The 20,252-nt window shown below is 55.1% G+C and carries 18 protein-coding genes; 9 read left to right on the forward strand and 9 right to left on the reverse strand.

Annotation, left to right across the window (positions count from 1 at the left end; translation table 11 throughout):
- Positions 1–23: 23 nt before the first annotated feature.
- Positions 24–269, reverse strand: coding sequence for a KH domain-containing protein (locus VH413_08520; protein ID HEX3798732.1), 246 nt, complete (start codon positions 267–269; stop codon positions 24–26).
- 17 nt (positions 270–286) lie between these two features.
- A complete protein-coding gene (gene rpsP, locus VH413_08525; protein ID HEX3798733.1) occupies positions 287–559 on the reverse strand; it encodes a 30S ribosomal protein S16 in 273 nt (90 codons plus the stop codon).
- A 30-nt stretch (positions 560–589) separates the two neighbouring features.
- On the opposite strand from rpsP, the gene VH413_08530 reads away from it, so the two are divergent.
- Positions 590–895 (forward strand): hypothetical protein, encoded by a 306-nt coding sequence (locus tag VH413_08530; protein HEX3798734.1) that lies wholly within the window; start codon positions 590–592, stop codon positions 893–895.
- 6 nt (positions 896–901) lie between these two features.
- On the opposite strand, the gene VH413_08535 is transcribed toward VH413_08530, so the two are convergent.
- On the reverse strand, positions 902–1,675 hold the full coding sequence (locus VH413_08535; protein ID HEX3798735.1) for a prepilin-type N-terminal cleavage/methylation domain-containing protein: 774 nt from the start codon (positions 1,673–1,675) through the stop codon (positions 902–904).
- A gap of 5 nt (positions 1,676–1,680) precedes the next feature.
- Positions 1,681–3,279, reverse strand: coding sequence for a redoxin family protein (locus tag VH413_08540; GenBank protein HEX3798736.1), 1,599 nt, complete (start codon positions 3,277–3,279; stop codon positions 1,681–1,683).
- Between the two features lie 317 nt (positions 3,280–3,596).
- Here VH413_08540 and VH413_08545 point away from each other — a divergent pair, with 317 nt between their 5' ends.
- The 3 genes from VH413_08545 to VH413_08555 all read left to right on the forward strand — a co-directional run bounded on the left by VH413_08545 (position 3,597) and on the right by VH413_08555 (position 7,239).
- Positions 3,597–4,913, forward strand: a complete 1,317-nt coding sequence (locus VH413_08545) for a DNA methyltransferase (GenBank protein ID HEX3798737.1) — start codon at positions 3,597–3,599, stop codon at positions 4,911–4,913.
- 192 nt (positions 4,914–5,105) lie between these two features.
- Positions 5,106–5,879 carry a hypothetical protein gene (locus tag VH413_08550; protein HEX3798738.1) on the forward strand — a complete coding sequence of 258 codons (774 nt, stop codon included), beginning with the start codon at positions 5,106–5,108 and terminating at the stop codon, positions 5,877–5,879.
- A gap of 463 nt (positions 5,880–6,342) precedes the next feature.
- Complete coding sequence (locus VH413_08555; GenBank protein ID HEX3798739.1) at positions 6,343–7,239, forward strand: PEP-CTERM sorting domain-containing protein; 897 nt, start codon at positions 6,343–6,345, stop codon at positions 7,237–7,239.
- 134 nt (positions 7,240–7,373) lie between these two features.
- Here the strand turns inward: VH413_08555 and can are convergent, their stop codons facing one another.
- The 4 genes from can to VH413_08575 all read right to left on the reverse strand — a co-directional run bounded on the left by can (position 7,374) and on the right by VH413_08575 (position 11,469).
- Positions 7,374–8,018 carry a carbonate dehydratase gene (gene can / locus VH413_08560; GenBank protein ID HEX3798740.1) on the reverse strand — a complete coding sequence of 215 codons (645 nt, stop codon included), beginning with the start codon at positions 8,016–8,018 and terminating at the stop codon, positions 7,374–7,376.
- A gap of 156 nt (positions 8,019–8,174) precedes the next feature.
- Positions 8,175–9,125 carry an aldo/keto reductase gene (locus tag VH413_08565; protein HEX3798741.1) on the reverse strand — a complete coding sequence of 317 codons (951 nt, stop codon included), beginning with the start codon at positions 9,123–9,125 and terminating at the stop codon, positions 8,175–8,177.
- 25 nt (positions 9,126–9,150) lie between these two features.
- Positions 9,151–9,666, reverse strand: a complete 516-nt coding sequence (locus VH413_08570; GenBank protein HEX3798742.1) for a hypothetical protein — start codon at positions 9,664–9,666, stop codon at positions 9,151–9,153.
- 57 nt (positions 9,667–9,723) lie between these two features.
- Positions 9,724–11,469, reverse strand: a complete 1,746-nt coding sequence (locus VH413_08575; protein ID HEX3798743.1) for a PQQ-dependent sugar dehydrogenase — start codon at positions 11,467–11,469, stop codon at positions 9,724–9,726.
- A gap of 227 nt (positions 11,470–11,696) precedes the next feature.
- Here VH413_08575 and VH413_08580 point away from each other — a divergent pair, with 227 nt between their 5' ends.
- The 5 genes from VH413_08580 (at position 11,697) to VH413_08600 (ending at position 17,920) form a co-directional block, all read left to right on the forward strand.
- A complete protein-coding gene (locus VH413_08580) occupies positions 11,697–12,263 on the forward strand; it encodes a DUF1543 domain-containing protein (protein HEX3798744.1) in 567 nt (188 codons plus the stop codon).
- A gap of 159 nt (positions 12,264–12,422) precedes the next feature.
- A complete protein-coding gene (locus tag VH413_08585; GenBank protein HEX3798745.1) occupies positions 12,423–13,643 on the forward strand; it encodes a hypothetical protein in 1,221 nt (406 codons plus the stop codon).
- 132 nt (positions 13,644–13,775) lie between these two features.
- Positions 13,776–16,982: an excinuclease ABC subunit UvrA gene (uvrA, locus tag VH413_08590; protein HEX3798746.1), complete on the forward strand. Its 3,207-nt coding sequence runs from the start codon at positions 13,776–13,778 to the stop codon at positions 16,980–16,982.
- A gap of 158 nt (positions 16,983–17,140) precedes the next feature.
- Positions 17,141–17,389 carry a hypothetical protein gene (locus tag VH413_08595; protein ID HEX3798747.1) on the forward strand — a complete coding sequence of 83 codons (249 nt, stop codon included), beginning with the start codon at positions 17,141–17,143 and terminating at the stop codon, positions 17,387–17,389.
- Positions 17,390–17,467: 78 nt separating this feature from the next.
- A complete protein-coding gene (locus VH413_08600) occupies positions 17,468–17,920 on the forward strand; it encodes a hypothetical protein (protein HEX3798748.1) in 453 nt (150 codons plus the stop codon).
- Here VH413_08600 and VH413_08605 read toward each other — a convergent pair.
- Positions 17,886–20,249, reverse strand: coding sequence for an exo-beta-N-acetylmuramidase NamZ domain-containing protein (locus tag VH413_08605; protein ID HEX3798749.1), 2,364 nt, complete (start codon positions 20,247–20,249; stop codon positions 17,886–17,888). The two genes, VH413_08600 and VH413_08605, sit on opposite strands and share 35 nt — an antisense overlap.
- Positions 20,250–20,252 lie beyond the last annotated feature (3 nt).

A 20,252-nucleotide genomic window follows, 5' to 3' on the forward strand; every position in this document is an offset into this window, starting at 1 on the left:
TCCCCCGCACTCCGGCACGCGCACTAACGCCCCGCCTGCTCCTCGACAATCTCCAGGCTGCAACGCAAACCCTTCTTCGCGCTCCCCGCCAGCAACAACGACCGGATCGCGTTGATCGTCATCCCTTGGCGGCCGATCACCTTCCCCACATCCTCCGGATGCATGCGCAACTCATAAATCGTCGTGCCATCGCGCGGCACCGGCGTGATCGTTACGTCATCGGGATGGCTCACCAACCCCTTCACCACGTATTCCAAAAAGGCTTGCATCGCCTGGCGGAAATTTTTTACGCCGCGGCAGGTGCGGGAGCGGCAGCGGCGGCCTTCGTGGCTTTCTTGATGAAACTCGCCACCGTGTCGCTCGGCTTCGCGCCCTTGCTCACCCAATACTTTGCCCGGTCAAGGTTCAGGACAAAATTCTCGTCCTTCTTCAACGGCTGATAAGTGCCGATCTCCTCGATGAATTTTCCGTCACGCGGGCTGCGGCCATCGGCCACGACGATACGATACACCGGAGTGTTTTTAGTCCCGACCCGCTTCATCCGAATTTTGACTGCCATAAATAACTTTAACTGTGGTGGCGGCGAACCATGGTTTATAAACCGCCCGCCGTTTCCGGCGTCTCTAAAAAAGAGTGGAGAGCCTACGCATGCCCGCAAGTCTTTGCAAGCACTGATTTGACAATTACAACCATTGCCAAAGCTCCCACTAACCCGCACAATCACAACATCCTCCACTCCACGACATTTTACCATTCTTTTTCACGAATGGTGCTCACTAATCGAAAACAGGTCGTGGCGCACAACAAAAATTTTATTTTTCGCCAGGACTTTAGCGAGAGCGGTCATGAAGAAGATCATTTCTCCACCAAGAAATCCACACCTGCCCTTTTATAATCAGAGCTATTCCTTGGGACGGCAGATCGCCAGTGTGAGTCGCGACTGATCGGAAACCGCCCAAAGATTGAAAGGGCACGTCGCATCTCCCCACGGCACATAGCGAATACTCCCGTCGGCCATGGCGAAATTCGCGCCGCCACGCCCGGCTGATTGCAAAGGATTATTGTGGCGATTTTCCGCCAGGTCACTCAGGTAACCGGCATTGGGCACCAAAAGGTCCAGCGTATAAGCGAGCGAGCCCGTCGCCTTTTCGCCAAAAATAACGGTATCGGAAGGATGAACAATCGCCAAATCCGTCATGGGCCTGGGAAGCGGAGGCTGGCTGCCAATCGCATAAGTACCGCCTGCACTCTTCCAGTCTCCAAAATAATCAGAGAAGCCATTGAACACGAAACTTCGCGGCGCAACATCCGCATTGGTAACTCCTGCGTTCAATGCTTGAACGCTTGCGCTTGAATCATCGGGACAAACCAACACTTGCGCTTGATTGTAAATCGGCTGTAAGCGTTGCGGCCAGTGTTGGTCGAATGGCTCGGGCAACGGCAACTGACTGTCGTTGTCCGTGCCGTACACTGCCACAGCGATATCCAGTTGATGCAGATTGTTCGAGCACGTGATCCGGCGCGCCTTCTCTTTGGAAGCAGCCAGCGCAGGCAATAGCAGGGCCGTCAGGATCGAAATGATGGCAACCACCGTCAGCAATTCAATCAGAGTGAATCCCGGACGCAGAGATGCTCGCCTGGACCATCGTTTGAACTGGCTGAATGCTGTTTGCATGCGCGCTAATGGGATTTCAGCCGAAAGAATTGTTTAACCGTCCTCGAGGGTAAATCAATATACATATGAGAGCTGTCCGATTGGAAGTTTGTTTGAACCACCGTCCACACTCCACTGCGGGGATCGCTGGTGGCCTCCAGCGTTGATTGCGCTTGAGTCAACGGCCAGTAAAGATGGAGCGACCCCTGCGAAACCGACGCATTCAAAGCCAGATTCGCATAGAGCAACGGCCGCGCTGCCTGCTCATAGGTGGCAAAGCTTTGGCTGCCGATGAACGTCTGCACGATACGGTTCTGGCGATCGATCAGGAAAGTTTGCGGAATGGCGGAAATTCCTCCATACGCGCTTTCTACGTTCAAGCCATTGGGACGCGACATGACAATCGGGTAATTGATCTGATTGGCGGAAACAAATGATTGCAGGAGCGCTGTTGGAGGCGTGGAACCATTGTCATCAACCGAGATGCCGACCACCTCTAACCCATCAGAGTTATATTTTTGCTGCAGTGAGATAAGATCGGGAATCTCCGCGACACACGGCCCGCACCAGGTCGCCCAAAAATTTAGCAGCACTACTTTGCCCGCATAATTTGTGGAATTGATATTCGACCCTGTGATGCTTGGCAAAGTCCAGTGCGGCGCTGGGATACCCGAACTGATCGGTGAGCCGGGGACAATGCTCGTTTGCCCGGTGATTGGAACTGTGAGCGTGTCAAACATCGCTGAACCGCTAAACGACGCGGCGGGGCCGAGGGTTGGCATTGGCGTCACCTCGTATGTCAACGTCCGGGACGTACTCCCGGTGAACGGCCCCCAATGGATCATACCGCTCGTGCTATCATAGGTTCCACCATCGCTAATGTTGGAGACCGCCCAATCCGCGGGCGGCAAATCCTGAACGGTATTGGAATGGATGCTCATGTCAGGCGTCACCGCGATCGAGACTGTGAAGGCCGTGCCGGAAGTGAAGCTGGGAGGCATGCTCCTGATCGCAGTGCCCGAACCCACGACCGTTCCCACCGGTGCCACCACTCCTACTGCTTGTCCACGATTGGGAGCATAATCGGAAATGGAAGTGGAACTATACAAACTCAACTGTTGGAATGTGGTCAATGCGAAGTTCATCAACCCATCATCGTTTCCCAACGCGGAAAGTGGTACGGACACCTGAACGGTATTTCCAGAATAGATTACCGGGAAAGTTCCTTCCGTGACGAATGAACTCGAACTCACCACCGCATTGCTTTGGAAATTGGCGCCATGAATGTCAATGAAGTAATCCGTCCCGATTAAAGCGCTGTCGCTGTTGGCGCCGTCGCGGCCCGGGTAACCAGTGGCGGGATTCTGGTCCGTGTCCAACGTATATTCGATCTCCGCTGAACCCAGGTCAACTCCGGGCGCGAACGTAGCCGTAAACGTCGCTATGCCCGACGAATAAACGTAAACCGAGGCTGAAATTAGATCGAAACCGGAAAAGTATGCATCGCCCGCCGGGTCGGAAATAAATCCTACCGCATTCGTCGTCACCGATTGGGCTTCGGCAGATTGTAAAAGGAGAACGGCGACGGCTAAAAGCGTCAGAAGATAGCTGGTACGTGTTTTCATCAGTCTCGTTATTGGAAACAACCCTTGACGTACCCACGGACCGTCCTCTTTCTCCCCGTGTGTTAGCCAGTTGTCAGGCTGAAGTCAACCCTTTAAATGGAAGATTTTCGCGCGCATCTCATCACTGCTCTTGAATCGAGTTCACGCGCCCTTCGCCTACCACACCCTCTCCACTTTTCCCCTCCTCTAAAACTTGCCATCCCCCCAAATTATTGCTGTCCTAATCACCCATAATCTGAATCATCTATGACACGAGAGTTTCAGCCTCCCTGCTCTTGCTGAAAACTTGAAACTGAACACTTTAAACTACATCCACCGTGCCTAAGCCATCCACCAAGTCCAAAATGTCCACTCCGTCCACCACCCTCGACCTCCCCTTCCCCGCCCCCGCCACCCCGCGCCACATCCCCCTCACCAAACTCCACACCGACCTCGCCGCCTTCCACGAATTCGGCACCCCCACCCGCGAAATCGTCACCACCTTTACCCACGCCGAAACTCCCCGCCACGTACCCACCTACGTCAACGAATTCTGGACCGCCAAACAACGCGCCGCCAACAGCCTCCACGAAATCTCCTACCGCGCCTGCTTCAAGCCCCAACTCCCCCGCTTCTTCATCGAACGCCTCACCCAGCCCGGCGACATCGTCTACGACCCCTTCATGGGCCGCGGAACCACCCCCGTCGAAGCCGCCCTCCTCGGTCGCGTCGCCTACGGCAGCGACATCAATCCCCTCAGCGCCATCCTCACCGCCCCGCGCCTTCAGCCACCCACCGCCGACCAAGTCGCCGCGCGTTTGACCCAGGTGGATTTTTACCACAGCGACCCCGCGCCCGACGAACTCCTCACCTTCTACCACTCCGAAACCCTCCGCGAAATCGCCGCCCTAAAAAAATATTTCCTCGACCGACGCCACAACCAATCCCTCGACCACATAGACCACTGGATCTGCATGGTCGCCCTCAACCGCCTCACCGGCCACTCACCCGGATTCTTCTCCGTCTATACCCTGCCCCCCAACCAGGCCGTCAGCGTCAAATCCCAAATAAAAATCAACACCAAACGCAACCAGACACCCCCGCGCCGCTCCGTCCCCAAACTCATCCACAAAAAAACCCGCCAACTCCTGGGCGACTGCACCCATGCCACCCGCGAAACCCTCGCCCGCGTCGCCCCAAAATCCCTTTTCCTAAACCACCTCGCCGCCCACACCCCCGAAATAAAAAGCAACACCGTCACCCTCATCGTCACCTCCCCGCCCTTCCTCGACGTCGTGGACTACGCCGGCGACAACTGGCTCCGCTGCTGGTTCCTCGGCCTCGACCCCAAAACCGTCACCATGCCACTCACAAAAAAACTCGACCAATGGCAAACCGCCATGGCCGAAGCCTTCCGCGAACTCCACCGCATCCTGCGCTCCGGCGGCCACATCGCCTTCGAAGTCGGCGAAATCCGCGGTGGAAAAATCAAACTCGAAGACTACGTCCTCCCCGCCGGCACCCAAGCGGGCCTACAACCCGAACTCATCCTCATCAACGACCAAACCTTCACCAAAACCGCCAACTGCTGGGGCATAGACAACAACTACAAAGGCACCAACACAAACCGCATCGTCTTGTTTAAAAAAAATTAGCTGAGTAAAAACCAGACCGATCGGCTTTTGAGCAGTTCAACGCGAGAAACCATTTTATAAGTGTCATCCGGCATAGCTTTGAGGAGAACTCGTCAAAGTCTATCCGGCCGGTAATAAGGTAATAATGTGCGAGTTAAATCTCCTTTCATGATAATACTCGACAGACAATCTATCGCTTTATACATTTCACTAATGAGCATACTCAAGGCACAGTCTGCTGATTCGACTCAAACAGCCGGCAGCGCTGGCTCGCCCGATCCAACTAACGATTCGACTTCGACATTCTACAAGATTTCTCGCTTACTTTCATTAATCACTCGCTTCGGATTTAGAGTGTTTGCAATCTTACTTTTTATTTTATTGATAGGAGCCACTATTGCATCGGCTAGAGCAGTTTGGGTCATTTTTGCGATCAATAAATATCAATATAGATTTTTACCTGGAGAATTGCTTTTGGATTTCATTCTGGGTCTTGAAGGGCTAGTTGCTTACATTGTCTTTTTTAGAGAGGAAAAAAATGAGAAAGCCAAAAAATCTAGGCGACTGTTTGAATTGCATAAAGAGTGGAATTCTAATGCGGTCTATATGAGCCGCAGGAAGGCGGATAAACTTATCCGAGATTATCCAACGGCAAAAATAAAGGAATTGCATGATGAACACCCGGATGAATCCTCAGATCTTTCGATTGTTTTGGGGTTCTTCCAGACATTACAATTTTCCACCGCTCGTAAATTAATAGATGAGAGAGAGACGGTTGAACTTTTTGGTCAAATTTTTATCTGGTGGTATGTTGTCGGCGCACAAAGTTCCTTTCCATCAGAATGGGATAGCCATAAAAAATTACCGAAGCTTTATAGCCTGATTCAAGAATACGCAAGTGATTCTGAATTAAAAGTTTGGGAAAATAAAGCAAATGAGGACCTGAAGGGATATCAAGGGGTTAGGAAAGGGGGCAGCGCTGAATAAGCATATATTTTCTTTTTTCGCAAAGACCTCATTACACCCCAACCAGACAGCCAGACCGAAAAACCCTCGACCCACTTCTCGCGTTCCTTCCAGCTATCCCACCTGCCGCAGGCCATCGTGGTAGGGCGGTGCGCCGCCGCCGCAGTCCCGCAGAAACGACCGAACTTAGCCCAGCAATTCATTGCTGGGGTTGAATTCCCTTCCAACGCCCGTTTTCGCACGCTCACATTTCATTTTTCCAAAAATCCGTGTTTACACCGTCTTCCATCCGTGGCCAAAAAAAACGCCCTTCCGCAGCCACGTCTGTGGCCAATTCATGCCACATGACATCTGCCGCAAAACAGCCTATAAACTCGCGAAGTCCCATCTATCGAATGACCAGGCCTGTGTCGTCGTATCCTTGGCTTCGCTTTGAGGGCGGCAATAAATCAACCTAATCAGACGGTCACCCATAAAAATCACCATGAATTCCACCCTCTCAAAATTCAAACGCCTTGAACGCGCCAGGATTTTGGCCCCCGCCGCCATCTTGGCCCTGTCGGCGGCGACTGGCTTGACCCAAACCACCTTGTTCGACGACAACTATTCGCGGAACGGCATGAATTCCGCCGGCAATCTCACCCCCAATTTCGGCGGACAAACCGGAATTGATGTCGGCTCCGGCATAACCTATTCCACCTTCATCAATGGCGGCAGCACCACCCCGCCCAACAGTTTAAACATTCAAAATAGCACCCTGTTCAAAAGCGCCACCGGCCAGGAAGGCATCTGGGCGTTGAATAATAATTTTACCGATAGCGCGATCCTTTCTGCGGGCGGATTCAGCATCACCCAAAATATCCTCGCCGTTCCCGTCAACGCCAGCACGCCCGCCGATCGGTTTTGCGGCTACGGCGTCGGATTGAGCCTCGCCCAGGTCAACGCCTTAAACGATGACAACTTAACCAGCGCGGGTCCCCGCGGCTCCATTAGCGGCGGGACTACCGGCGTGGCGGCCTATTACGTTGATTTGGACTCGGCCGGTGCGGTTCAAATCTTTACCGGCGGAACGCTGTTCGACACCGTTCCGATTTCCGGATCGCCCACCAGCGGAACCCTGACCACCGATTTCACCAGCTTTGCCGATTTTAATGCCGGCACCACCGTGCAATTCACCACCTTCTTCAACGGAACCGAAATCGCCACCGCTTCTTTTGACTGGACCTCCACCGATAACAACTACATCGCCGGCTCCATGCGCGATTCCAGCGTCACCGCCGGCGAATTCAACATTTCAACCGTTCCCGAACCCTCCACCTACACCCTGATTTTTAGCGGCCTCGGCCTCATGGGCCTCCTCGCCCGCCGTCGTAAAATTTGACATCTCTCTTGATTTCACCCAACAACGGCCCGCCCCTGTAACCAAGGGCGGGCCGTTTCGCTTTGATTATCAAAAAGGAGTCAGGGCTGAAAATCCGTGTTGGCCCCGTGTTCCATCCGTGGCCAAAAAACCACTCACCCCAACGCCGCAATCGCCGCCTCATACGCCGACGACGTTTCCTGAAACGCCTCAACCGTGAAATTCAAGTCGCGCAACAACCCATCCTTCAAACCATAAATCCAACTATGCACCGTCAATTCCTGCCCGCGTTCCCACGCGTCGCGCGCGATACTCGTATGGCAAACATTCGCCGCCTGCTCGATCACATTCAATTCACAAAGCCGGTTGGCCGCCTCCGTGTCGTTGTCTGCGGCGCTTAAAAATGTTTGATGCTTCTGCCGCACATCCTGGACATGCCGCAGCCAGTTATCACTCAAGCCAAGGCGGTCGCGACGAAAAGCTGCCCGGACACCGCTGCAACCATAATGCCCGCAAACGATGATGTGCCGAACCTTGAGCAGATCCACCGCAAACTGCATCACCGACAAACAATTCAGGTCCGTATGAACCACGAGATTGGCAATGTTGCGGTGGACGAATATTTCCCCCGGCAACTGCCCCACGATTTCATTCGCCGGAACCCGGCTGTCCGAGCACCCGATCCACAAATAATTCGGCGATTGCTGCTTTGAAAGCTTGAGAAAAAATTCCGGGTCTTGCTGCCGAATGCGCTCGGCCCATTCTTTGTTGCTCGCGAAAAGATGATTCAGAGTTTGCATATAAACTCAGATCATCATAAAAGCCGCCCCACGAATAGCCTAGCGTTTTATTCCCACGGTTGAATTCCCCGTCCACCAGCATACTCACATCTCCCCCATCCAAAATTCCGTATTAAACTCCGTGTTCCATCCGTGGCGAAAAAAAATCCAGCCACCTCACCGCTTACCCTCCTTCGGAATAAAACCCGGAACCCCCGTCTGCGTCACCGAATTAAGCCGCACCCGCGTTTGAATCCGGCTGATCTTCTCAACCGCCGCTTCCGGAATCTCCGCGATTTCATAATTCTCCCGGGCCCGCTCCAAAGTCTTCGCCGTCGTGAGCACCGCCGTCCCCCGTTGAATCCCCCACGCCAACAGCACCTGCGCCGGCGTCAAAGAAGTTTGCCGCGCGATCGCCAATACCGCCGCATCTTCCAGCGGACCCGGTTTCGCACCATGACCTAACGGCGCAAACGCCAAAAGCACAATCCCCTTCTGCTTGCAAAATTCCAGCAACTCCGTCTGCGGATGATACGGATGCGCCTCCACCTGAACCACCGCCGGCTTGATCCGCGCCGCCTCATAGACCGGCACCAGATTTTCCAAAACCACATCCGACAATCCAATCGCCCGGCACTTGCCCTGATCCACGAGACTTTCCATCGCCTTCCAGGTATCCAGCAAAGTCACGCCCTTATCATAAATAATATTGCCGCTCGCATCCCGCGGTTCCACGTTGTCCCCCGCCTGAAACGCAAACGGCGTATGAATCAAATAAAGGTCCGCGTAACGAATCCCAAGCCGCTCACAACTCCCGTCGAACGCCGGCCCAACCCGTTCCGGCCGGTGATTGCTATTCCACAACTTCGTCGTGAGGAACAAATCCTCGCGCGCAACCACCCCGCTCCCAAGCGCCGTCTGCAATGCCTCCCCCACCTCCCGCTCATTGCGATACCGTTCCGCGCAATCAAAATGTCGAAACCCAACCTTCAACGCGTTCGCCGTCGCACTCCTAGTTTCCGCCGGATCGGGAATCAACGTGCCGAAACCGAGCGCCGGCATCGCGCCTGTGCCAAATTTAAGGGGAATTTTCGCAAGCCGAAGACCGGAAGGATAATTTGTTATCATATATTTATTGCCAACCAGCCCAATTTCATTTGGCCGCATCACTTTTTCTCACCATCTCAAAACGCCCCTCGACTATTTTGCCCGCATAATAACCATAGTGCCCCCACTTCCCAGTGATCTTGAAAATGTCCCCTTGCGTCACCTCGCCATCCAAATAAATATTGTCCCCAAAATCATGCGGGTCCGGATTCAAATTCAAAAAAATCCGCCCACCCTTTAATTCCCCGCCGATTTTCCCGGAGCCATCCTGCGGCCCCAGCTTCTTCAAATTCTCCTTGTCGAGAACTTGCAATTTCCAATCCCCCGTGACCTTTACAGTTTCACCCACGCGCAAAGTAATGGTTCCTTGCACGACCAGCTTTCCATCCGCATCAAAACCTTTGTACTGATACGTCCGCGAAATTTCACCCGCGCCAAAAGCCGCAAAGCAAAACAAAAAACTGCAAAGCAGCAGACCGAAACCAACCGCGCGTTTCAGTGATCGAAGACGAATGCTGTGGTTCGTTTGCATGCGGCATTCCATCGCATGTTCAACTGGCATGCCTTTATCATAATTGCATCACGAACAACTTGCAATTTGTGTTCCGACGCACCTTCCTCAATGCCCCATATAAACAATCCGCCAAATCGTCCCGTGACCGTCTTCCGTCACCAGCAACGCCCCGTCATGCGCCACGGTCACACCCACGGGCCGGCCCCAAACACTTTGTTCATCGGCCACAAAGCCCGTCATGAAATCGTCGTATTCACCCGTCGCCACGCCATCCTTTAACCGAATGCGCGCAATCTTGTAACCCGTGCGCGTCGAACGATTCCACGACCCATGCAGCGCGACAAACGCATCGCCCCGATACTCCGCCGGGAACGCCGCCACACCCGCGGTCGCCGTATAAAATGTCATTTCCAGCGAAGCCGAATGCGATTGCTCCATTACGTCCGGCACGATCGCCTTGCCTGCGAGGTCCGGTCGTTCGCCCGCATGCCGCGGGTCTTCAAAATTGCCCATGTAATACCACGGCCAGCCGTAGTAACCGCCTTCTTTCACACTCGTGACATAATCCGGCACGAGGTTGTCCCCCAACCCGTCGCGTTCGTTGGTGGACACCCAAAGAGCGCCCGAAATGGGATTGATGGCCATGCCCACGCCATTGCGAATGCCCGTCGCATAAATGCGCAACGGCCCGTGTCCTTCGGGATCAGTCACCAAAATATTCGCGCGATTCGACTCCGATCCCCACGTCGCACCCAAACCATGTTCGGCCTCCCACGCTTTGATTTCGTCCGGCGTTTTTTTCTTCATTTGTTCCGCGACATTCGATCCCGAACCCACCGAGATAAACATCCGCTTGCCGTCCTTGGAAAACACTACATCGCGCGTCGTGTGACCACCGCCCGGTTCACACAGTTTTGGAATAATGACTTCCGCCGCAGCCGAAGCCTTCAAATCGCCTTTGTGATACGGAAAGCGCACCACGGAATTATTATTGGCGACGTAAATCCACTGCGGATTCTCACCCGGCGGATAAAACGCAATGCCGAACGGACGCTCCAATCCCTCGGCAAAAACCTCGTTCTCCGAAGGCGCATCAGCGCCGTCAGCGGCGCGCAACACGCGCACCCGGTTTCGCGCCGTCTCTGAAATAAATATGTCGCCATTGGGTGCGACCCGCAGCAGTCGCGGATTGTTCAAACCCGAAACAAATTGTTTCACCGTGAACCCGGCCGGCACGGACAAGGTGGCGTTCGCCGGGGCCGGCACAACCTTCGGCCCGTTGCCTGCGGATTGCGTGGCGAACGGCGCCGGCAAATCGGCGACCGTAAAATGATGTTCAACTCCTGGCGCCGCCCGCTGCCAGTCATTCGGATCCGTGCCGCCCGTCGCAGCCACCACCGAGAAGCCCGCCGTTTCCAAAGTAACTCCCTCCGGCACTTTGAGCGTCGCCAAATAAGCAATCACATCCGCCCGCAGGCCCGCATCCGAAAGCGGAATCGGCATGGTCGTGCCCGGAACGGCTTTCGCAGGATCAGTCAAAAAGTGATTTAGGCTCGCTGCATCCCAGACAAATCCAGAATCTTTCAATGCCTGAGTGTAGTTGAAGTGCGGACTGCTTCCCGCCTTGCGCCCCATCACGCCCAACAAGGTCGGGCCTTGTTTGATAATGAGTGTATTGCCCGGTCCGAGATTGGCGCTATGACAGATCGCGCAAGTGGACTGGAAAAACTGCTGGCCGTGCTCCGCATTGCCAACCGGCGTATTTTGGGCCGAGGCGATCGGCGCTCCTGCCGTGAGCAACATGCCGGAAACCGAAATCCACGAAACGGGTGAAAGAAATTTCTCGGCCATAATCATCTAGTTATTAAGTTACAAAATCATTGCAACGCTTCGACCGTCACTTTCCGCGCTTCCCACGGACCGCCTTCGCTCTGCAGGCCCATTTACGAGATCTGAAATTGAATAGCTGATAGATGAAGGTCAAGCGATAAAACGGGTTTCCGGGGAAACGCATTCACCGTCAAAGTTTGACTCGTTTGTGCTGGAGCCGTACTTTCGCAGCCTGATTTATTCTCAACATGCCGATGAAGAAAAAACTTTTGGCAGTCTATCTCGGAGGTCGCGCTGACCGTTGCAACACTGAATTGCACGACGTCGTTTTTGTCGTCGGTGAAAGCATCGAAGCCACCTACCACCAATTAATGGACCAATGGTTTGGCGATCCACTCCGACTGCATATTGACTCCTGGATGGAATTGAACCTCGTGGATGAGCATCGCATCTCTTTGACTGCCAATCCGGGCGCGAGCGAAAAAAAACTTTATTTCATCAACCTCGGAGCATATCAGCCCGGCGAATTTACCGAGCTTCACGCCAATGCCTTCCTCGTTGCATCCTCCGCGACCGAAGCGAAGCAACGAGCGAAATCACACCTGTTGCGCGGCGCGCTTTCCGTGCATACCGACGACCTCTATGACGTGGACGATTGCCTGGAAATTGCTGAAGTCAGCGGATTGCACATCCAACTGGAACCAACTTCCGAAGCCGCCGTCCTCAACCCACAAAACGGCTACCACATCATCCCCCCAGAAATCGTTGCTACCTACGCGAAGCAGCGGCAACTGCTCCCACCCGAAGCCGTCTAAAGCCGCTCCTGCTCAATTTTACGCCTCTCTGGTGACGAAGTCAGTTCCCCCCCTCCAAATAATCCGTGTTCAGTCCGTGTTCCATCCGTGGCCAAAAAAAACCGGTCCGTCGAGCCCAAAAAAATTCCAGCCTTGAAACCCCGCGCGCCGCTCCCTTAAATGAACACAAAGGTGAAGCCCAAAAAAATATTTGTCCCCGTCCTGCTGATTTTCATCCTGGTTTCCGCCTATCTCCTGACCACCCGGCATCACGGCGCAAACACCCTGCGCTTCATCCCCGCCACCGCCCAGCCAAAAGGCCCATTCGGAAATGTCACTTACATGTGGGGAACTCCAATCCCTTTTGAATATGGAAAGACGTGGATCCGCACTTCCCTTTACCGCACCAACAACCATATTTTTCTTTTTGACTTGGAAAGCCGAAAAGTTTTGGGCGAAATGACCAACGGCAGTCCCATCTTCGCCAATGCCACCGAAACCAAAATTCTCTGCGAAGGCTGGGATTCTTTCGACAACTCGCTCAAGGGAAATTTTCTCGCCCTGCTCATGCGCATCACCTTCGGCCGATTGCGTTTCAACACTGATACCATCGAGTCCTTCTGGGTCCTTGACCTTCGCAACAATTCCGCCAAACGGCTTGGCGATGTCACCCAATGGCGCGGCACTGGCAGCTACTGGAAACCCGCGCCCGGCTTCCGCTTCGGCTACAACGTCCCCAACAACGAAGAAGAAGGCACTTCCTTTTTCCTCTGCGATCTTGACCGCGAAACCTTCAAAAAAATTTATCTCGCTGGCAGCATTCGCGGCTGGTGGAGCGATCACGAAATCCTCGTCAGCCGCCCGCCCGGCGACTTCCTCCTCTATGATGTCCTCACCGAAAAAACTTCTTCTCTCGTCCCACACGAAGCCATAGCGGCACTGTTCCAACAGACGGGCATTAACGACGCCGTTTCCAATGTCGCCACCCAAAACATCTGGACCGGCAGCAACTACAATTTTTTCCTCATCCCCAAACCAGATATGTCGCTCTACACCAACGGCCATTTCCTCATCCAGTTGGAACACACCGCCTCCGTCCTCAAAGTCAGCGACACAAACTTTAACTTCCACTGGCTCGGCGTTTTCGATTCCTCTCAAAAATATTATGCCTACCCCAGCGAACCCGGCTCACCCGGTCGTGGCGGCAACGCCGGCGTTTACCTCTGCGACCTCGCCCACTCCAATACCATTACCATCCTCCCGCCGAACGATGCCATCAGAGCCTATGCCATCCCGCGCTTCTACCGCGACAACCTCATCTACAATTACTCCAACGAACTCTGGACCGCCAAACTCGACAACTCCCAAAAAACCCGCCTCTTCCCCCCGCCAGAAAATTAACTTAGCAATAAAATCCTTTTCCCATTGGCCGTCCGTAAGGACCTCCGCGCCTCCGCGTCTCCGCGGTTCAAAATCCGCGACAAAATCAGTTTCACCCGTTGACACTTCCCACATCCCATTTAAATTGCGCTCGTGTCAAAAAAGTCCGCCGTGCCCGTCATCCGCCTTCGCGGAGTCCGGCATAACAACCTAAAAAATTTCGACCTCGATCTGCCGCTCAAACGGCTCATCGTCGTCACCGGCCTCAGCGGCTCCGGCAAAAGCTCCCTCGCCTTCGACACTCTGTTCGCCGAGGGCCAGCGCCGTTACATCGAGACCTTTTCGCCTTACGCGCGCCAGTTTTTCGACCGCATGGACAAGCCGCAGGTGGATGCCATCGAAGGCATCCCGCCCGCCATCGCCATTGAGCAACGTAACTCCGTCAAGTCCACCCGCTCGACCGTGGGCACCATGACCGAGATTTGCGACTATATGAAACTCCTGTGGCCGCAGGTCGCCCGGCTTCATTGCCGCCAATGCCACCGCCCCGTGCGCAAAGATTCTCCCCAACAAATCTGGGAAAGCCTCCGGCAATCCGTCGCCGCCCCGCGCGACGTAACCTATGCCACCGAGACACGCGTCGAAACCGATGTCCTGAACGACTCCATCCACATCGAACTTTCCAAAACCACCGCCACAACCAAATCGGAAACGCCCTCGACACCGTTCGAAGTGCTGATCACTTTCACTCTCCCGATTTCTGAAAAACTTTCCCTCGACGAATCCATCGCCCTCATCAACAAGCAGGGCTATCAACGCCTGTTGCTGGACAACGAAATTTTGCGCCTCGAAGAAGCCATCCCGCGCCTTCGCGAAATCAAACCCGCCGCGCTCACGATCATTCAAGACCGCGTAAAAATCACCACCAACAACCGCCCCCGCTTCATCGAAGCCTGCGAACAAGCCTACCATTTCGGCAAAGGAAAATTAGCCATAGTCGAAATGCCCTCTCCGTCTCCCGATGGTGGCCGTCCGCAAGGACCACTCCGCACTCCGCACTCCGCACTCCGCATTGATCCCGCTCCGCACTCCGCATTCTCGAATCGCCTCCACTGCGCCCATTGCGACATCGAATACCGCGAACCCACGCCCGCCCTCTTCAGCTTCAACCACCCCGTCGGCGCGTGCCCCGCCTGTCGCGGTTTTGGACGCATCATAACCATTGATTACAACCTTGCGCTGCCCGACAAGTCCAGGACCCTGGCGCAAGGCGTCGTCAAGCCGTGGCAAGGCGGCCAAAGCGCCGAGTGCCAGGACGACATGATGAAATTTTGCCGCATCCGCAAAGTCCCCATTGATGTTCCCTTCCACGAACTTCCGCAAAAGTGGCAGGACTGGGTGCTCAACGGCGATCCCGAGTACGGCAAAGATTCCGCCCACGAATGGCCGCGCGCCTGGTACGGCATCAAAGGCTATTTCCGCTGGCTCGAATCCAAGAGCTACAAAATGCACGTCCGCGTCTTGCTTTCGCGCTACCGCTCCTACATCACCTGCCCCGAGTGCCAAGGCCACCGCTTCCAACCCGACACATTATTATATTTGGTCAACGCCACCATTCCCGGTGGCCGTCCGCAAGGACCACTCCGCACTCCGCACTCCGCATTGACATTGTCCGCCTTCTACCAGCTTTCCATCCGCGACGCCCTCGCCTTCATCGAACATCTCGCGTCCAAACGCCAGCTCAAGCCCAACGACCCGCTCTATCTGATCTTCCAGGAAGTTCGCGCCCGCCTTGGCTATCTCAACGACGTCGGCCTCGCCTATCTCACCTTGGATCGCAGCACCCGCTCGCTCTCCGGTGGCGAAACCGAGCGCGTCAATCTCACCACCTGCCTCGGCACGCGGCTCGTCAATACACTCTTCGTCCTTGACGAACCGAGCGTCGGCCTCCACCCGCGCGATACCACCCGGCTCGTCCGCATCCTCGAACAACTTCGCGATGCCGGCAACACCGTCGTCGTCGTCGAGCACGAATCCAGCGTCATGCGCGCCGCCGATCAGATTGTAGACATCGGCCCCGGCCACGGCGCTGCCGGTGGCCACGTCGTTTTTCAAGGGCCATACCGAGACATCTTAAAAAATAAAAATTCTCTCACCGGCCAATATTTAAGCGGTCGCCGCCAGGTCGAGATTCCCCAACGCCGCCCCGTTGATTCCACCACGGAAATGCTCACCGTTTCCCACGCCACGTTTCACAACCTCCGCGACCTTACCGTGGAAATTCCGCTGCGCCGATTTGTCTGCCTCACCGGCGTCAGCGGCTCTGGCAAAACCACCTTCGCCCGCGAAATTTTATTGCCCTTGTTAAACTCCAAATTTTCCCCACAACTATCGCGCCCCGAAGACCCCGACGCCACCGACTCCTCCGAATCGCAAGACAATCCTTCCGACAATTCCGCACTCCGCACTCCGCACTCCGCACTTTCCCATTGGGAGTCCCTGGGCCGCGTCGTCCTCGTTGACCAATCCAGCCTTGGCAAAACCCCGCGCTCAAATCCCGCCGTGTACATCGGCGCCTTTGAAGACCTGCGCGAACTCTTCGCCCAATCCGACCTCGCCAAACGCCGCGGTCTCAACGCCAGCGCGTTCAGCTTCAATTCCGGCCAGGGCCAATGCGAAAAATGCCGCGGCGCCGGCTTCGAAAAAATCGAGATGCAATTCCTCAGCGACGTTTTCATCCGCTGCCCCGAATGCGATGGCCGCCGCTACCGCCCGCACATTCTCGAAGTGAAAATCCGTCCCGACACCGGCAAAAATTCCACGCCCCTTTCCATCGCCGATCTCTTGGAATCCACCGTGGACGAAGCGCTCGAATTCCTCGCCGGTTTTCCCGCTTCGCGCCCGGCGCAACGCGCCATCACCAGTCTTCGTCTCCTTCAGGAAGTCGGCCTTGGCTACCTTCAACTTGGCCAACCCATCAACACCCTTTCCGGCGGCGAAAGCCAGCGCCTCAAACTCGTCCGGCACCTCGCTGACTTTGCCCAGGCCAGCGCCGAAGACACCAAACCCACTCTTTTTCTGTTCGACGAACCCACGACCGGCCTGCACTTCGACGACGTCCGCGTCCTGCTCGAAGTTTTTCAACGCCTCGTCAACGCCGGCCATTCCGTCCTCATCATCGAGCACAATCTTGACGTCATCAAATCCGCCGATTGGGTCATTGACCTCGGCCCCGACGCCGGCGATGACGGCGGCCAAATCGTCGCCACCGGCACCCCCGAACAAGTCGCCTCCTGTGAATCAAGTCACACTGGCAACGCGCTTCGAGAAATATTTTCGCTCGTCCCTGTCACCGCATAATTCCGCTTCATTTCGTGTGTAGCGGTCCTGTGCAAACGCCGCGTTGACAGTGACTACACCGCCGTAATCCCTCGCAATTTGCTGTAGGATTTTCTGCCGATTTTTTCTCCTCATTAACCGACTACCACGCTCGTGGGCTCGACCTTATTTTTTGTATCATGAAAGTCCTGATACAAGATTTCAAAAGCGGGAAATATCTCGCCGCGAACGGGACCCTGACCTCACTTCCCAGCCAGGCAAAGGATTTCCGTTACAGCTCCTACGCGCGTTCGATTCTTCGACGCGAAAAGTTCTCCGGCCTCAGCGTCCATTATTATTTCGAGGACATGGATTACTCCATCAAAGTCCGCAACTGGCAGCGCGAACGTCTTTGCCAGCAACTAAACGCCGCCGCCTTCGACTTTTAATTCCTCCTGTCGCGCCAATCTTTTCCTGCGCCACCGGCTCTTGACATCCTGCGCTCCGTCCCCAACGCTTCCGGCGACATGAAGCAGCCGAACACGTTAAAACATTTCGCCGCCGCATTTCTCATCGCCGTCGCCGTGTACGTCGCCTTCTACTACGGCATCGAGCATCGCCGCACGCGTCACGGCCCCTGGCAACTCACCTTCACCAACGAATCCAATATCCCCACGCTTATCATCAACGAGCCGCAGTTAAACATCGCCGATCAAAAAATTATTTTCCCGGGTGAAATCTCCACCAACTCCGCCTCCCTCGATTTCGCGCAACCCCAGGAATGGCCCTTCGACGTTCCCTTCGGCCAATGCATTTTTGAAGACACCACCTTTCTGCCCGGCACACTGGTATTCAAATTTTTCGGCCACGAAGTCCAGCTTCTCCCGCGCGTGCTGACGCTGGACCGCCGCGAATACACTTGGCAATCCCACACCACCGTCACGCTCAATAAAGCAAATACTTCGCCCGCCGCGCCTTGAATTTTTCCAAGTCGCCCGTCCAAAGTTCGCGAATCTCCGCCACCGGTTTGTTTTCTTTCACCGCTTTCAACGTCGCCGCGTTGCCCATCAGCACATCCATTTTCTCAACCTTGAATTGCTCCGGGTAAAAACGATTAAGCACTTCCGCGATGGTCAGTCCGATGTCCACGACGTTGCAATGCGCCCGGTCGGTCAGCACGATATTCACGCCTCCGCACGATTGCCCGCTGTAAACACTTTCCGTCGGCGTAAATCGCACGGGCAAAAATTTTACGCCCGGCAAATTCGCGCGATTCAATTCATACGCCAGTTTAATGTCGTGAATGTAGGGCGCGCCGACCACTTCCCATGGCGTGCCCGTTCCCCGGCCGACCGACACCGCCGTGCGCTCCAGCAGACCGACGCCCGGGTACAAAATTGCCTCCGTCTCGCTGCGCATGTTTGGCGAAAAATTCCGCCACGGCAGCCCCGTCTCGTCATAAAGTTCCTCGCGCTTCCAACCCTCGACTTTGATCACCGTCAAATCCGTCTTGAAATGGCGTTCGTCCTTGTACATCTCCGCGAGTTCCCCGATCGTCATCCCATAACGCACCGGAATCGGATGATACCCCACGAAGCTGGTCTTACCCGTCAGCAGCGGCCCGTCAATCGTCACGCCATCAATCGGGTTCACGCGATCGAGCACAAAATATTTTATCCCCGCCTTTTCCGCCGCTTCCATCGCCAGCCCCATCGTCGAGATATAAGTATAAAACCGGCAGCCCACGTCCTGCACATCGAAAACCAGCGCGTCCAATCCTCTCATCTGCTTCAGCGTCGGCGCATAATTTGTCCCGTACAAACTATAAACTGGCAAACCCGTCACCGCATCCACACTGTCACCCACCGCTTCGTCGGCGATCCCATACAACCCATGCTCGGGACTGAACAACGCCACCAACTCAACGTCCGGCGCGTTCTTCAACAAATGAATCGTCGCGTACCGCTGCCGGTCCGTCCCAGTGTGATTCGTGATGAGCCCCACGCGCATCCCTTTCAACGCGGCAAAATGGTCGCGTTTCAAAACATCAATGCCATTGAGCACGCCCAGCACATCATTGTTCAGCGAATTCAACTCGGCCAATTCCGTCGCGCTCAATTTTTCCGGCGGCAGCGGCGGCAGTTGATCCGGCACAAAATTGAAATCAAAATTCGTCACCGCCTCCGCCGCCAGCGTTCCCAGCGTCCCGTAAAGCGGAACCACACTGCCACTCCCGTCGGGATGATTTCGATTGGATAAAAAAATGAAGAAGGTTTTTGAGAACGGATCAATCCACAAACATGTTCCCGTCCAGCCGGTGTGCCCGTACGACCCACGCGGAAATTTCGTTCCCCGCGGACGGCTGAATCCCGAATCTATGTCCCAGCCCAGCCCGCGCCGGTCCCGTATGCCGGGCGGCGTTTGCACGCTGGTCATCAACCGCACCGTTTCCGGTTTAAAAATCCGCACGCCGTCCAGTTCGCCCTCGTTCAACATCATCTGCGCATACCGCGCCAGATCCGACGCCGTCGAAAACAGTCCCGCGTGCCCCGCCACGCCGCCCATGTGCCGCGAAGTCGGATCATGCACCACGCCGCGCAACATCACGTTCGTATGAATGGGATCGAACTCCGTCGGCGCGATGCGCGGAATTTTATTCGTCGGCGGCAGGTATCCCGTATCCACCATTTTCAACGGCACATAAATTTCCTTCTGCACAAAATCCTCCAGCTTCATCCCGCTCACACGCTCGACAATGGCTCCCACCAAAAACAAATTCACATCGCTGTACCGGAAGACCGTTCCCGGCTTCGACCGCAATTTCTCCTTGCACGCCATCGCCACCGCCGTATCGCGCCCCTGCCAATCCGTCCTCGTTTCGATGTCCGGCACGAGGCCCGATGTGTGCGTCAACAATTCCCGCACCGTCACCAGGTCCTTGTCCCCGCCGGTAAACTCTGGGATATAAGTATGCACCGGCTCGTCTAATTTCACCTGCCCGCGCTCCACGAGAATCATGATCGCCGGCGTGCCCGCGATGACTTTCGTCAGCGAGGCCAAATCAAAAATCGTGTCCGTCGTCATCGGTTCGATTTCCGGCACCAATGCCCGATCACCGTAAGCCTTCAAATATTTGGACTTGCCATGCTCCACCAGCAGCACCCCTCCCGGACACTTTTGATCATCAATCGCCTGATTGATCGCATCATCCATCTTATGCAGCGTTTTCGTATCCAAATCCGCGCCCGACGCCCGCAAGCCAACAACAGTCAACGCTACCCACAAAACCAACGCTCGAAAATATTTCATAAA

It is taken from the genome of Verrucomicrobiia bacterium (assembly GCA_036268055.1).
Lineage (GTDB): Bacteria > Verrucomicrobiota > Verrucomicrobiia > Limisphaerales > Pedosphaeraceae > DATAUW01.